We start from the raw sequence: 13,794 nt of genomic DNA, 5'->3' as shown, positions 1-13,794 counted from the left end.
AACGGGCATGAAGGCGGGCATGAAAACGGGCATGAAAGCCATCCAGGTGTTTGTGCCGCGTGACAGCGCGGCGATCGCGGTCGGTGCCGACGAGGTCGCCGACGCCATCGTGGCCCAGGCCGCTGCGCGTGGTGCCTCGGTCGAACTGGTGCGCAACGGCTCGCGTGGCCTGCTGTGGCTGGAGACGCTGGTCGAGGTCGCCACGCCCGCTGGCCGCGTGGCCTACGGCCCGGTCGGTGTCGACGACGTCGCCGGGCTGTTCGAGGCCGGCTTCCTGAGCGGTGCGGCCCATGCCCTGTGCCACGGCCTGACCGAGCAGATCCCGTATCTGGCGCGCCAGCAGCGCCTGCTGTGTGCCCGCATGGGTGTGACCGACCCGCTGTCGCTGGCCGACTATGCCCAGCATGGCGGTTGGGCCGGCCTGCAGGCCGCCCTGCAGATGCCGGCCGACGCGGTCTGGCAGACCGTGCTCGATTCGGGCTTGCGCGGTCGTGGCGGTGCGGCCTTCCCGGCCGGCATCAAGTGGCGCACGGTGGCGCAGGCCCAGTCGCCGCAGAAATACGTGGTCTGCAATGCCGACGAGGGCGATTCGGGCACCTTCGCCGACCGCATGGTGCTGGAGGACGACCCCTACATGCTCATCGAAGGCATGACGCTGGCCGCGCTGGCCAGTGGTGCGACGCAGGGCTATGTCTACATCCGCAGCGAGTACCCGCTGGCCTTCGATGTCTTCAGCCAGGCGATCGCGCGGGCCTCGGCTGCGGGCTTCCTGGGCGACAACATCCTGGGCAGCGGACTGGCCTTCCATCTGGAAGCCCGGCTGGCCGCCGGCAGCTACGTCTGCGGCGAAGAAACCGCGATGCTGGAGAGCCTGGAAGGCCGCCGCGGCATCGTGCGGGCCAAGCCGCCAATCCCGGCGCTGTCGGGCCTGTTCGGCCAGCCCACCATCATCAACAACGTGCTGACCTTCGCATCGGTGCCGTGGATCCTGGCCCACGGGGCCGCCGCCTACAAGGCCTACGGACGCGGGCGTTCGACCGGCACCTTGCCCTTCCAGCTGGCCGGCAACATCGCCCGCGGCGGCCTGGTCGAGCTGGCCTTTGGCACCACGCTGCGCGAGCTGGTGTTCGACTGGGGCGGCGGCACCGCCAGCGGCCGGCCGGTCAAGGCGGTGCAAGTCGGTGGCCCGCTGGGCACCTACCTGCCCGCGTCGCAATGGGACATCCCGCTGGACTACGAGGCCTACGCCGCCGTTGGTGCGGTGGTCGGTCACGGCGGTCTGGTCGTGCATGACGACCGGGCCGACCTCGCCAAGCTGGCCCGCTACGCCATGGCCTTCTGCGCCCACGAGAGCTGCGGCAAGTGCACGCCCTGCCGCATCGGCAGCACGCGCGGCGTCGAGGTGATCGACCGCATCCTGGCCTTGCAGCCAGTCGCGCTCCCCGACGGGGGCCACGCCGAAGGCGCCATGGCGCAGCAACGTCAACAGGTCCATCTGCTGCGCGACCTGTGCGACACCATGGTCAACGGCAGCCTGTGCGCGATGGGCGGCATGACGCCCTATCCGGTGCTGTCGGCGCTGAACCATTTCCCGGCCGACTTCGGCATGGGCCTTGCCCCTGCCACCGCCGACCGCACGACGGTCTGAGGAGACTGCGATGAACCATCCCTACCCGGTCTTCAAGATCCACGAGATCGACCATGGCACGCCCGCGCGGGTGTCCGACCAGCTCGTGACGCTGCAGATCGACGGCAAGTCGGTGACGGTGCCGCGAGGCACCTCGCTGATGCGCGCAGCCGTCGACGCGGGCGTGCAGGTGCCCAAGCTCTGCGCCACCGACAGCCTGGAGCCGTTTGGCTCCTGTCGCCTCTGCCTGGTCGAGATCGACGGCCGCAAGGGCTATCCGGCGTCCTGCACCACGCCGGCCGAGGCTGGCATGACCGTGCGCACCCAGAGCCCGAAGCTGCAGGAACTGCGCAAGGGCGTGATGGAGCTCTACATCTCCGACCACCCGCTGGACTGCCTGACCTGCGCGGCCAACGGTGACTGCGAGCTGCAGGACATGGCCGGCGTGGTCGGGCTTCGCAACGTCCGCTACGGTGTGGGCGACCAGGCCGTCGCCGGCGTGACCGGCAGTCACCACACCAAGAGCAAGAAGGACGAATCCAACCCCTACTTCACCTACGACCCGAGCAAGTGCATCGTCTGCAACCGCTGCGTGCGGGCCTGTGAAGAGGTGCAGGGCACCTTCGCGCTGACCATCTCCGGGCGCGGCTTCGACTCACGCGTGTCACCGGGCATGGACGAGCCCTTCATGGACAGCGAGTGCGTCAGCTGCGGCGCCTGCGTGCAGGCCTGCCCGACCGCGACGCTGCAGGAGAAGACCGTCATCGAGCTGGGCCAGCCCGAGCACAGCGTCATCACCACCTGCGCCTACTGCGGCGTGGGCTGCGGCTTCAAGGCCGAGATGAAGGGCAACCAGGTCGTGCGCATGACGCCCTGGAAGGATGGCAAGGCCAACGAGGGCCACAGCTGCATCAAGGGCCGTTTTGCCTGGGGCTATGCGACCCACAAGGACCGCATCACCCAGCCCATGATCCGCGAGAAGATCACCGACCCGTGGCGCGAGGTGTCGTGGGACGATGCCTTCAACCACGCGGCCAGCGAGTTCCGTCGCATCCAGAAGAAGCACGGCAAGGACTCGATCGGCGGCATCACCTCCAGCCGCTGCACCAACGAGGAAACCTACCTGGTACAGAAGCTGATCCGCGCGGCCTTCGGCAACAACAACGTCGACACCTGCGCCCGCGTCTGCCACAGCCCGACCGGCTACGGCCTGGGCCAGACCTACGGCACCTCGGCCGGCACGCAGACCTTCAAGTCGGTCGAACAGGCCGACGTGATCATGGTCATCGGCGCCAACCCCAGCGAGGCCCATCCGGTCTTCGGCTCGCGCCTGAAGAAGCGGCTGCGTCAGGGCGCCAAGCTGATCGTGGTCGACCCGCGTGTGATCGACCTGGTCGGCTCGCCGCATGTCCAGGCCGATGTGCACCTGCAGCTCAAGCCCGGCACCAACGTCGCGGTCATCACCGCGCTGGCGCATGTGGTCGTCACCGAAGGCCTGATCGACGAGGCCTATGTGGCCGAACGCTGCGACGCCCACAGCACCGGCATCTGGCGCGACTTTGTGTCACGTCCAGAGAACTCGCCCGAGGCCCTGAGCGCCGCCTGCGGCGTACCGGCCGAGCTGCTGCGCCAGGCCGCTCGCCTCTACGCCACCGGCGGCAACAGCGCCATCTACTACGGCCTGGGCGTGACCGAACACGCGCAGGGCTCGACCATGGTCATGGGCATCGCCAACCTCGCCATGGCCTGCGGCATGGTCGGCCGCGAGGGCGTGGGCGTGAACCCGCTGCGCGGCCAGAACAATGTGCAGGGCAGCTGCGACATGGGCAGCTTCCCGCACGAGTTGCCGGGCTACCGCCACATCTCCGACACGACGGTGCGCAGCCAGTTCGAGGCCGCCTGGGGCGTGACGCTGGCCGCCGAGCCGGGGCTGCGCATCCCCAACATGTTCGATGCCGCGCTCGAAGGCAGCTTCATGGGCCTGTACTGCGAGGGCGAGGACATCGTGCAGTCCGACCCCAACACGCAGCACGTCGCGGCGGCGCTGTCGGCGATGGAATGCATCGTCGTGCAGGACATCTTCCTCAACGAGACCGCCAAGTACGCCCACGTCTTCCTGCCCGGCGCGTCCTTCCTGGAAAAGGACGGCACCTTCACCAACGCCGAGCGCCGCATCAGCCGCGTGCGCCAGGTCATGCCGCCGCTGGCCGGGCTGGCCGACTGGGAGGTCACGCAGCGACTGGCCAATGCGCTGGGCTATCCGATGGCCTATGCCCATCCCGAGGAGATCATGGCCGAGATCGCCGCGCTGACGCCGAGCTTTGCGGGCGTCAGCTACGACAAGATCGACCGCCTGGGCAGCGTGCAATGGCCCTGCAACGAGCACACCGACGAGGCCGGCACCGCCACCATGCACATCGGCAGCTTTGTGCGCGGCAAGGGCCGTTTTGTGCCGACGCAGTACGTGCCGACCGATGAGAAGGTCACCCGCAAGTTCCCGCTGTTGCTGACCACCGGCCGTGTGCTGAGCCAGTACAACGTGGGCGCCCAGACCCGTCGCACCGAGAACAGCCAGTGGTACGACGAGGACAGGCTGGAGATCCACCCGGCCGATGCGCAGGAGCGCGGCATCTCGGCCGGTGACTGGGTCGGCATCGCCAGCCGGGCCGGCCAGACCGTGCTGCGGGCCGATGTGACCGAGCGGGTCCAGCCGGGCGTGGTCTACGCGACCTTCCACTTCCCCGAGTCGGGCGCCAACGTCATCACCACCGACAGCTCGGACTGGGCCACCAACTGCCCCGAGTACAAGGTGACGGCGGTGCAGGTCAGCAAGGTCAGCCAGTTGAGCGCCTGGCAGCAGCAATACGCCCGCTTCGACCGCACCCAGCAGGAACTGCTGGCTCAGGCCGGGCAGGGCGTGCCGGCGATCGTGGAGGGCAAGTGATGAGCCGCGCACCGTTTGATGCACCCGATGCCTCCGATGAGGCGGCCGACGCCGGCCATGCCCACGACTTCCATGCCGGCGTGCTCGACAACCTGATCCGCATGGCCAACCGCATCGGCCAGTTCTTCGAGATCTACCCGGACCGCGAAGAAGCGATCGACGGCGTGGCCCTGCACATCCGCAAGTTCTGGGAGCCCCGCATGCGCCGCCAGCTCTACGCCCACCTCGACGGCCCGGCGCAGGGCGCGGGTCTCAGCGCCTTGCTGATCGAGACGGCGCAGGCGCGGCGGGGTGAGTTGCTGCCCAAGGGCTGATCCGCCTCGGGCGGCGCTGTCTCAAAGCACCTTGTTGACAACCTGCAAGAGCTGGCGAGGGCTGAAGGGCTTGGCCAGATGTTCGTCGGCCCCTGCGCGCAGGCCGGTGGCGCGGTCGGCGGCGCTGTCGCGGGCCGTCAGCATGACGATGCGGGTGCGCTTGAAGCGGGCATCGGCGCGCACGCGCCGGCAGACCTCGTAGCCGTCGATGCCGCCGGGCATCATGACGTCGAGCAGCATCAGGTCGGGCATCACACGCCCGACGAGATCCATGGCGACATCGCCGCGTTCGGCCTCGTGCACGTCGTAGTCCTCGATCTCCAGGGTCATGCGGATCAGCTCGCGGATGTCGGGCTGGTCTTCGACGATCAGGATCTTCTTCATGGCAGCGCTTGTGGGGGACGGGGGGGCGGGACAGGGCGGACGACATCGAGGATGGCGTGATCCGCACTCTAGGCATCCGGCGCAAGAAGCAAGGCAGGAAACGGCCGGTCAGAGCGCCCCACTTCGGGGCTTGGATCGCGCGGCATCGGCCGTAAGGTGGCACCTGTTCACCGAGCAGGAACCCGATGCCGTCCAGTTCAAACCCCTTCTTTCGCAACAGCAACCAAGTCGATCTGCTGATCGCCACGGTGCTGGGCTGCCACGCCGCGTTGGCGCTATTGCTGTGCGATCGGGCGGGGCTGACGACGTATTGGTGGTTGTGGGTCGCAGCCATCGCACCGTTGACCTTGTTGGCGCTCTGGCGTTGGCGCGGGACGGTCACGTCGCGCTCACTGCTGGGATTCGGTCTGGTGTCGGCCATCTTCCTGCAAGGTGCAACTGGGGCTTCATTGACCGGCGGCGATCACGAGATCTACATGGGCATGCTGGTAACAGCCGGCCTGCTGTCGTTCTACCGGAGCTGGCGCTACATCGTCGCAGTCACCTTCTGGCTGCTGGTCTCGACGGCGGTGATTCAAGCCGGTCTGGTGCCAACCGTCCATCCGGGCATGAGCTACTCGGTGCTGGCATTGCTGGCGACGCAAGGGGCCTTGCAGGCCTTGATCGCGCGCTGGGACGAACACCGCGAGCGCGAGCGCTTTGACATCGAGTTCCTGATCCGCGCGATGGGCCGCGAAGGCCCGATCCGCCTCAGCCTGGACGTGGTCAAGGCCGAGTCGGCGCTGGGTGCGCGCCTTAAGCATGTGCAGGAACGCATGGCCGCCGCGATGCGCCAGGTGAGTCTGGCGGCCGGCGGCGTCAGCGACGCGTCGGCCGTGCTGGGCGACAGCAGCCGCGAGCTGATGAACCGCACCGAGACCAGCGCGGCCGGTCTGCAGGATGCGGCCATGTGCCTCGACCAGATCACCGTGATCGTGCAGAGCAGCGCCGAGGCCACGCAGGAGGCCCGCAAGATGGCCGCGCGGGCGTCCGGGCTGGCGGCCGAGGGCGGCGAGATCTTCGAGCAGGTGATCGCCAAGATGGCGGCGATCGACAGCGCCTCGCGCCAGATCACCGACATCGTCGCGGTGATCGACGGCATCGCCTTCCAGACCAACATCCTGGCGCTCAATGCCGCGGTCGAAGCCGCCCGAGCCGGTGAGCAGGGCCGTGGCTTCAGCGTCGTCGCCGCCGAGGTCCGCAACCTCGCGCTGCGGGCGTCCGAGTCGGCCCGTGAGGTCAAGCAGCTGATCGGCCACACGGTCGACACGGTCGAGAGCGGCACCTCGCTGGTCAACGCGGCGGGCCAGACCATGAAGGACGTGGTCAGCTCGGTCCGGCAGGTCGGCGAGGTGTTCGAGAACCTGTCGGCCGACACCAGCGAGCATGCCGCCGGCATCAACGCGGTGACGCAGTCGGTCAAGGAACTCGACGAGGTCACGCGCCAGAACGTCGCGGTGGCCGAACGCGCCAACGAGATTGCCAAGCAGTTGCACGAACACGCCGAACGCCTGACACGGGTGCTCAGCTCCTTCCAGCTCGGCACCGCGCAGACGAGCGGGCGTGCGCTTGATGACCTGCTGATCGGCGCGCCAGCGCAGGTCCGTTAAACGGCCACGGACCATGCCGAACGTCACCCCGCCGACCGACGCGATCGAGGCCCTGAGGCTGCAGATCGAGGACATCGGCGGGCCGCTCGACCTGCCGGCGCTGTTGCCGGACCAGCCGCCGGTCGACGCGATCCTGACGCGCTTCGAGCAGCTCACGCTGCAGGCCAGCGTCCACCGGGACCAGTTCGAGGCCGTCTTCGCCCTCAGCCCCGACGGCCTCGTGCTGTTCGACGAGCACGGCCGCGTGCGCCGTGTCAATGCCGCCTTCTGTGCCTTCACCGGCCTGCCGGCCGACGCCTTGCAGGGCCTGGAGGAGGTGGTCTTCCTATACCGCCTGAACGCCCGTTGTGCGCCGCCCTCGATGGTTCACAGCCTGGAGGACCTGCGCGAGATCAGCACCGCCGGGCCGGCCGACCGCGCCGGCCGCGACGTGCTGCAGTTGCTGCGCCCACAGGAACGCACGCTGCGGCTGCGCCTGTACCGCGGCTTTGACGCCGCCTGGTCGCAGGTGCTGCAACTGCGCGACATCACCGCCGAGGCGCAGGTCGACCGCCTCAAGTCCGAGTTCCTCGCCATGGCCGCGCACGAGCTGCGCACGCCCATGGCCAGCATCTACGGGTTTGTCGAGCTGATGCTCACCCGCGAGCTGTCACCGGCCAAGCAACGCGACATGCTGGAACGCATCCACCGCCAGTCGGGCGTGATGGTGCGCATCCTCAACGAGTTGCTCGACCTCGCCCGCATCGAGTCCGGCGGTGGGCTGGACTTCGCCTTCGAGCCGCTGGAGATCGGCCGCTGGCTGGAACACCTGAAGCACCAGCACGCCGCGCCGCCGGGCCGCGAGGCCTTCCGGCTCGAACGCCCGCAGCATGAACCGATGCGGGTGCGCGCCGATGCGGCCAAGCTCGAACAGGCCTTGGGCAACCTGCTGTCCAACGCCTACAAGTACTCGCCGCCCGGCAGTCCGGTGCGCGTCACCGTCTGGAACGACCGCGACACCAGCGGCGGCCCCTGGGTCGCCATCGCGGTCAGCGATGCCGGCATCGGCCTGAGCGACGAGGAAAAGGCCCGCGTTGGCGAACGTTTCTTCCGCGCCGACAAGTCCGGCCAGACCCCCGGCACCGGTCTGGGCATCAGCATCGTCCAGCAGATCGTCGAACTGCATGGCGGTCGCCTGTCGATCCACAGCGTCCTGGGTCAGGGCAGCACCTTCACGCTCAGGCTGCCGCTGCAGGACTGAGCGCCGGCTGTGCTTGCGCCTTGGCTGCTGCTGGCGCAGGCCAGCCGGCGACGCAGGTAGGCGACCAGATCGTTGACTTGCCGCTCCGACAGGACCGAACGCCAGGCGGGCATCGAGGTGCCCGGCAGGCCCGCGCGGATGACCGCGCGCAGGTGGCGGGGCGTGCGGGCGCTGGCGCTCAGGGTGGTCAGGTCGCGGGCGGGGGGCTCGATGAACTGGCCGATCCAGTTGCGGCCGGTCGCATCGGCGCCGTGGCAGAAGGCGCAGTTGGCCTGGAACAGGGCCTCGCCGGCCCGTTCGCGGCGGCTCAGGCCGGGGATGTCCGGGGCGCGGTCGTGGCGGGCGTAGGCGCTCGCGGCGCTGATGGCGTCAACCTCGCGGGCGGCCGGCGAGTCCGGCCCGATCGCATGTTGGCCCGGGGCAAAACCCGGGCGCGGATAGGACAGCGGGCGGGACTGCCAGACCGGGCCGGGGTCGTCCTGGCGGCTGCGGTCGTGGCAGCTGATGCAGGCCGACAGGAACAGGCTGCGGCCGGCGCGCTGGCTGTCATCGAGCGTGTCGACCGGCACGTCCAGGCCGATGCGGCCATCGGCAAACGGGTAGGCGGCGGCATGGCGGTCGTGCGCGGGCCAGCCGTTCTCGGCGCTGTGATAGCGCGACCGCCGGGCGCGCTGCTGGACGAACTCGCGCACCACATAGTCGGCCAGCACGGCCATGCCGTCGGCATCCAGCCGGCTGGTGAAGGCGGTCATCGCGGTGCCGGGCCGGCCTTCGCGCAGGGCTGTGACGATGCGGGCAGCGTCCAGATCGGGCGTGGCGGTGAAGTCGCGCGGTGGCGGGCTGAGCAGCGTCGCCGCCAGCGTACGGGCGTCGCCGGCATAGCCGTGGCAGAAGTAGCACAGACCGTCGTAGAGTCGCCGGCCGCGCTCGTGGCGGGCCTCGGCGGCCGGGTCCGGTTCGAGCGCCTGGGCGGGCAGGGCGGTGAAGGTGGTGAGGGTGGTGACGACGGTGAGGACCGTCACAACGGTGTGGGCGTTCAGCCAGGCCAGCCACAGTGCGGACCGGCGGGCCAGGACATGGCCGACGCTCACGGCGTGACCGGCCGGCGCGGTGCCTGGATGTAGCGCGTCAGCACATGTTCGGCCAGGTCGGCGATCTGCTGGGCGTCCAGCACCTGCCGCCAGGCCGGCATCTCGGTGCCCAGCCGGCCGTCGGCGATGGCCTGCCAGACCCGGGCGCGGTCCCAACTCGCGGCATCGGGCAGGTTGACGAAGTCGCGCGGCACCGGGCGGATGAAGTAGGCCCGTGGGCCTTGCCCGTCGCCACGTTCGCCGTGGCAGGCGACGCAGTTGAGCCGGTAGTAGGCGGCGCCCCGGCTGGCATCGCCTTGCAGGCCGTCGGGATAGGGCCTTGGCGCGGCACCGGCCGGCAAGGCACCGGGGGCGGCATGGCCGCCGTGGGCCCGGGTGCCGGATATCGCGTTCGGGCTGGTGCCGGTGCCTGTGCCGGTGCCGGTGCCGGTCCCCATGCCGCCATGGGCCGCTGCGGGTGCCGGCCGGGGTTCAAGGAAGTTGACGCGCAGGTGTTCGGCCAGCGCATCGATGTCGGCGGCCGACAGCTGGGTGCGCCAGCCGACCATGGCCGTGCCAGGGACGCCGAAGGTGACCGAGCGCACGATGCGCGCGCGGTCGAGGTCGCGGCGCGAGGCGGCCGAGGTGAAGTCGCGCGGCGGCGTCGACAGCGCGGCGGTGGCGCGGCTGCGGCCGTTGCCCTGGTCGCCGTGGCAGACCGAGCAGTAGTGGTGGTAGAGCACCGCGCCGTCCGCGCCGCTGTGGCGCCGCTCGCCGCGGTCGCCGCCGTTGGCTGGGGCCAGCGCCGCCCCGGTCGGCTGCGCGGCGGCCGGCTCCGGCGCGCCCAGTGCCAGGACCACGGTCAGCAGGCCGGCGGCCAGGCGGCAAACATGTGTCGGCAGGTTCATCGGATGCGGTGGGGTCGGGCGGTCGGCACGCGCCGTGTCGAGCAAGTTGCCTGCCATGTGGCGGGTTTTGGCCAACACCTTGGCTGGCACCCCGGAGACATTGGCACATGGCGTGCATGTTGTCGTCTTGATGACGCAGATCAAGACCCCGCACACACGCTGGCCGGCAAGCAGCCGCCGGACCTGTCTGACGACGCTCGGCCACGCGCTGGCCTTGGGCGCCGTGGCCCCGCTGGCGGGTTGCATGTTGCCGCCGAAGGCGCCGGTCGCGGCCGGGCCGGCGACGCTGCCGGTCTTCCCGCCTGCACCGGACGAGCCGCGCTTCCACTTCGAACGCAGCATCCGCTCCAGCGCCGACATCCTGCCCGGCAGCCAGGCCAGCGAGCTGCGCCGCTTCGTGACCGGCGAGCAGGTCGTGGGCGAGCCGCTGGCCAAGCCCTATGCGGTGGCGGTCTGGCGCGGGCGCATCTATGTCTCCGACACGGTCGCGCGGCATGTGCGTGTGTTCGACGTCGGCGCCGGCCAGCACCACCGCATCGGCGAGGAGGACGGCGAAGGCCAGCTCGTCAAGCCGATCGGGCTGGACGTCGATGCGGCCGGGCGGCTCTATGTCGCCGACATCGGCACCCGCACCATCCAGGTCTATGGCCCGGACCGGCGCTTCCTGCGCCGCATCGGCGGGGCCGGGTGGTTCTCGCGCCTGACCAGCGTGACGGTCGATGCGGCCGGCGAGCGGGTCTATGCGGTGGACATCGGCGGTGTCGGCAGCGAGCTGCACCGGGTCCGCGTGTTCGACGCCCGCAGCGGCGCGCACCTGCAGGACATCGGCCGGCGCGGCAGCGGCGAAGGCGAGTTCAACCTGCCGCGCGACATCGCCATCGGCCGCGATGGCCGGCTCTATGTGGTCGACGGCGGCAACTTCCGGGTCGTGGTGTTCGACGCGCAAGGCCGCTACCTGCGGCACTTCGGCAGCGTGGGCAAGCAGTACGGCCAGTTCGCCCGGCCCAAGGAGATCGCCACCGACCGCGACGGCAATGTCTACGTGGTCGACACCGCCTTCGGCAACTTCCAGATCTTCGACCCCGACGGCGCGCTGCTGTTGTTCGTGGGCGAACGCTCCGAGCGCGACGCGCCGGCGCGCTACATGCTGCCCTCGGGCATCGCGGTCGACGAGGACGGCCGGGTCGTGCTGGTCGACCAGTGGTTCCGCAAGATCGACGTCTACCGGCCGGCCGCCCTGGCCGCCGGGGCCGGGCTGCTGGCCGGTCCGGCACGGCCGCGCTGAGGCCCTGCGTCGCCCGCGCCGGTTCCCGATCTCGGGAAGCCCGCTTCCTGATTGCGGGAGCTTGCGGCTCGGCATTCCCGGCCTTGCACACCGCAGAGCGCAGACCCATCCGGGGCACCGTTTGGGGCTTCGGGCGAGTCAAAAAGCCCATGTCACAACTCGTCCGCATGGGGTCTTCGCCGCACTGCAACACAAGACACGTCGGGTCACACGGGTGGCGCGGACCTGACGGGGTCGCGTGACGAATGGCACAGAAGGTGCAGAAACAGGCCTCATGTCGCGGGCTGGGATCGCCTCGAACGGGCGAGGTCCGCGACGCGCCGTGCGGAGGCATGGAATGCAAAGACTACTCAACCGTCCCCAGGTTCACGACGATCGTGCCGGCAGCGTGCCGGCCTGGCGTCGCCTGCTCGTCGCGGTCGGCGCCTTGCTGGTGCTGGCCACCGGGGTGATGCAAGCCGACAGCGTGTCGGCCGGCATCGCCGACACCCGTCACAACCTGGGCTCCGGACCGGGTCTGGCGGGTCGCAACAGCACGTCCGACACGGCCGAGGTCTGCGTGTTCTGCCACACCCCGCACGGCGCGGACGTCAACGCGCCCGCGCCGCTGTGGAACAAGCGCCTGGGCGCGGGCGGTGCGCCGGCCGGTGGTGGGGCCTACACCACCTACGACACGCTGCAGACGCCCTCGCTGGACGGCACGGTCGCGCCGGTCGGCTCCATCTCGATGGCCTGCCTGTCCTGCCACGACGGCACGCAGGCGATGGACAACGTCATCAACGCACCCGGCTCCGGCGGCTTCGTGGCCGACGGCGGTGGCGTCGACGGCCGGGCCTACACCTGGACCGGCAGCAGCGTCAGCGCCACCGGCCGCATCAGCGGCGGCCCCGGCCTGCTGGGCACCGACCTGTCCAACGACCACCCGATCGGCATCCAGTACTGCGGCGGCGGCCTGACCGGCAGCGGCACCACGGTCTCGGGCACCTGCAACGACGGCGACTTCCGCCAGCCGCAGACCCAGTCCATCAATGGCAACCAGGTCTTCTGGGTCGACACCGGCGGTGCCGGCAAGCAGCGCACCGACCTGCCGCTCTACCAGCGCGCCACCGGCGGCCTGGGCCCGCTGGTCGAATGCGCCAGCTGCCACGACCCGCACGTCTCCAGCGGCCAGAGCGGCCCGGCCGGCACCGGCCAGGTCGCGGGCGAGACCTTCCTGCGCATCTCCAACGCCTCCAGCGCGGTCTGCACGACCTGCCACGTGAAGTGACGGGGCTGGCGGCATGACACGACGACCCAGCGGCCTGCGGGCCAGGCGGACGCTGCGGGCCGGCCTGCAAGCCGTCCTGCTGTGTCTGCCGCTGCTGGCAGGCGCGCAGGCCTTGCCGGCACCCTCCGCCGCTGCCACCGCCACCGCCGCCGCCGCCGCCGATGGCTTGCCCTTCGCCCGCATCGGCGAGCAGGTGCTGACCCGCGGCGACTACCGCCGCGCGCTGGGCGTGGCGATGCGCCAGAAGTACTACCACGCCCAGCCGCCCGAGGCCGAGGTGGCGGCCTTCCAGCGCGAGATCGGCCAGGCCCTGGTCGACCGGGTGCTGCTGCTGGCCGAAGCCCGTCGACGCGGCCTGACGCCCGATGCCGCCCGGGTCGAGGCCCAGCTTGCCCCGCAGGCTCAGCGACTGAGCCAGGCCGCCGGCCTGGATGCCAGCCACCGCGAGCGCATGCTGTCGGCGTGGCGGACCCAGTTCGAGGGCGACTCGCTGATCGGCCGCCTGCAGGCCGAGGTGCGCCGCCCGGACGCGCCCGACGAGGCCACGCTTGCGGCCTGGCATGCCCGCCACCGCGAGCGCTTCACCGAGCCCGAGCAGGTGCGCCTGAGCGTGATCTTGCTGAAGGTCGAACCCAGTTCGAAGCAGGCCGTCTGGGATGCCGCCCATGCCGAGGCCCGCACCCTGCACACCCGCCTGCAGGCCGGTGCCGACTTTGCCGAGACCGCGCGGCTGCAGTCGGCCGATGCCTCCGCCGCCGCCGGTGGCCGGCTGGACTACATACACCGGGGCATGCTGCCCGAGGCGCTGCACGGCGTCGTCGACGGCCTGCAGCCGGGCCAGCTGTCGGCGCCGGTGCAGGTGCTCGAAGGCGTGGCGCTGCTGCGCCTGGACGATCGCCGCGCGGCGCGCGAGCGGCCGCTCGCCGAGGTGCGTGGCCGGGCGGTCGACCTGTGGCTGCGTGACCAGGGCGAGGCCGACTGGCTCGCGCTGATCGAGCGCCTGCGGGCGGCCACGCCGGTCCAGATCGACGAAAGCGTCTATGCGCCGTTGCCGGCCCAGGACACGAAGGCGCGGGCCGGCTGAGCGCCGGTCCGGCCGCAACCCG

At 70.5% G+C, this 13,794-nt stretch carries 11 protein-coding genes; 8 read left to right on the top strand and 3 right to left on the bottom strand.

Annotated features, from left to right (window positions below; translation table 11 throughout):
- Positions 1 to 31 precede the first annotated feature (31 nt).
- From EV685_RS02205 to EV685_RS02195, 3 genes are all read left to right on the top strand, one after another.
- Positions 32 to 1,648 (top strand): formate dehydrogenase beta subunit, encoded by a 1,617-nt coding sequence (locus EV685_RS02205; protein WP_130480339.1) that lies wholly within the window; start codon positions 32 to 34, stop codon positions 1,646 to 1,648.
- 10 nt (positions 1,649 to 1,658) lie between these two features.
- Positions 1,659 to 4,571: a formate dehydrogenase subunit alpha gene (gene fdhF, locus EV685_RS02200; RefSeq protein WP_130480338.1), complete on the top strand. Its 2,913-nt coding sequence runs from the start codon at positions 1,659 to 1,661 to the stop codon at positions 4,569 to 4,571.
- A gap of 101 nt (positions 4,572 to 4,672) precedes the next feature.
- A complete protein-coding gene (locus tag EV685_RS02195) occupies positions 4,673 to 4,885 on the top strand; it encodes a formate dehydrogenase subunit delta (RefSeq protein ID WP_242615434.1) in 213 nt (70 codons plus the stop codon).
- Positions 4,886 to 4,906: 21 nt separating this feature from the next.
- Here EV685_RS02195 and EV685_RS02190 read toward each other — a convergent pair whose 3' ends face one another.
- A complete protein-coding gene (locus EV685_RS02190; RefSeq protein WP_130480336.1) occupies positions 4,907 to 5,269 on the bottom strand; it encodes a response regulator transcription factor in 363 nt (120 codons plus the stop codon).
- Positions 5,270 to 5,454: 185 nt separating this feature from the next.
- Between EV685_RS02190 and EV685_RS02185 the strand changes: the two genes are divergently transcribed.
- Positions 5,455 to 6,918, top strand: coding sequence for a methyl-accepting chemotaxis protein (locus tag EV685_RS02185; protein WP_130480335.1), 1,464 nt, complete (start codon positions 5,455 to 5,457; stop codon positions 6,916 to 6,918).
- Between the two features lie 13 nt (positions 6,919 to 6,931).
- Positions 6,932 to 8,158, top strand: coding sequence for a sensor histidine kinase (locus EV685_RS02180; RefSeq protein ID WP_130480334.1), 1,227 nt, complete (start codon positions 6,932 to 6,934; stop codon positions 8,156 to 8,158).
- Here EV685_RS02180 and EV685_RS02175 read toward each other — a convergent pair.
- Both EV685_RS02175 and EV685_RS02170 read right to left on the bottom strand, forming a co-directional pair.
- Positions 8,116 to 9,249, bottom strand: coding sequence for a c-type cytochrome (locus EV685_RS02175; protein ID WP_242615376.1), 1,134 nt, complete (start codon positions 9,247 to 9,249; stop codon positions 8,116 to 8,118). The two genes, EV685_RS02180 and EV685_RS02175, sit on opposite strands and share 43 nt — an antisense overlap.
- Positions 9,246 to 10,193: a c-type cytochrome gene (locus EV685_RS02170; RefSeq protein ID WP_207224745.1), complete on the bottom strand. Its 948-nt coding sequence runs from the start codon at positions 10,191 to 10,193 to the stop codon at positions 9,246 to 9,248. Before EV685_RS02170 ends, EV685_RS02175 begins: the two co-directional genes overlap by 4 nt.
- Positions 10,194 to 10,248: 55 nt before the next feature.
- Between EV685_RS02170 and EV685_RS02165 the strand changes: the two genes are divergently transcribed.
- From EV685_RS02165 to EV685_RS02155, 3 genes are all read left to right on the top strand, one after another.
- Positions 10,249 to 11,421: a 6-bladed beta-propeller gene (locus tag EV685_RS02165; RefSeq protein ID WP_242615375.1), complete on the top strand. Its 1,173-nt coding sequence runs from the start codon at positions 10,249 to 10,251 to the stop codon at positions 11,419 to 11,421.
- A gap of 337 nt (positions 11,422 to 11,758) precedes the next feature.
- Positions 11,759 to 12,688 carry a hypothetical protein gene (locus EV685_RS02160; RefSeq protein ID WP_207224744.1) on the top strand — a complete coding sequence of 310 codons (930 nt, stop codon included), beginning with the start codon at positions 11,759 to 11,761 and terminating at the stop codon, positions 12,686 to 12,688.
- A gap of 13 nt (positions 12,689 to 12,701) precedes the next feature.
- On the top strand, positions 12,702 to 13,772 hold the full coding sequence (locus EV685_RS02155) for a peptidylprolyl isomerase (protein ID WP_130480331.1): 1,071 nt from the start codon (positions 12,702 to 12,704) through the stop codon (positions 13,770 to 13,772).
- The last annotated feature ends 22 nt before the right edge of the window (positions 13,773 to 13,794 follow it).

Origin of the sequence: Sphaerotilus mobilis (assembly GCF_004216565.1) — a bacterium.
Taxonomy (GTDB): Bacteria; Pseudomonadota; Gammaproteobacteria; order Burkholderiales; family Burkholderiaceae_C; genus Sphaerotilus; species Sphaerotilus mobilis.
This window is presented reverse-complemented; position numbering and strand designations above follow the sequence as displayed.

Coding starts and splice junctions, on each gene's coding strand:
- EV685_RS02205 (WP_130480339.1), top strand. CDS start 32: ATGAAAGCCATCCAGGTGTTTGTGCCGCGTGACAGCGCGGCGATCGCG.
- fdhF (WP_130480338.1), top strand. CDS start 1,659: ATGAACCATCCCTACCCGGTCTTCAAGATCCACGAGATCGACCATGGC.
- EV685_RS02195 (WP_242615434.1), top strand. CDS start 4,673: ATGGCCAACCGCATCGGCCAGTTCTTCGAGATCTACCCGGACCGCGAA.
- EV685_RS02190 (WP_130480336.1), bottom strand. CDS start 5,269: ATGAAGAAGATCCTGATCGTCGAAGACCAGCCCGACATCCGCGAGCTG.
- EV685_RS02185 (WP_130480335.1), top strand. CDS start 5,455: ATGCCGTCCAGTTCAAACCCCTTCTTTCGCAACAGCAACCAAGTCGAT.
- EV685_RS02180 (WP_130480334.1), top strand. CDS start 6,932: ATGCCGAACGTCACCCCGCCGACCGACGCGATCGAGGCCCTGAGGCTG.
- EV685_RS02170 (WP_207224745.1), bottom strand. CDS start 10,193: ATGGCAGGCAACTTGCTCGACACGGCGCGTGCCGACCGCCCGACCCCA.
- EV685_RS02160 (WP_207224744.1), top strand. CDS start 11,759: ATGCAAAGACTACTCAACCGTCCCCAGGTTCACGACGATCGTGCCGGC.
- EV685_RS02155 (WP_130480331.1), top strand. CDS start 12,702: ATGACACGACGACCCAGCGGCCTGCGGGCCAGGCGGACGCTGCGGGCC.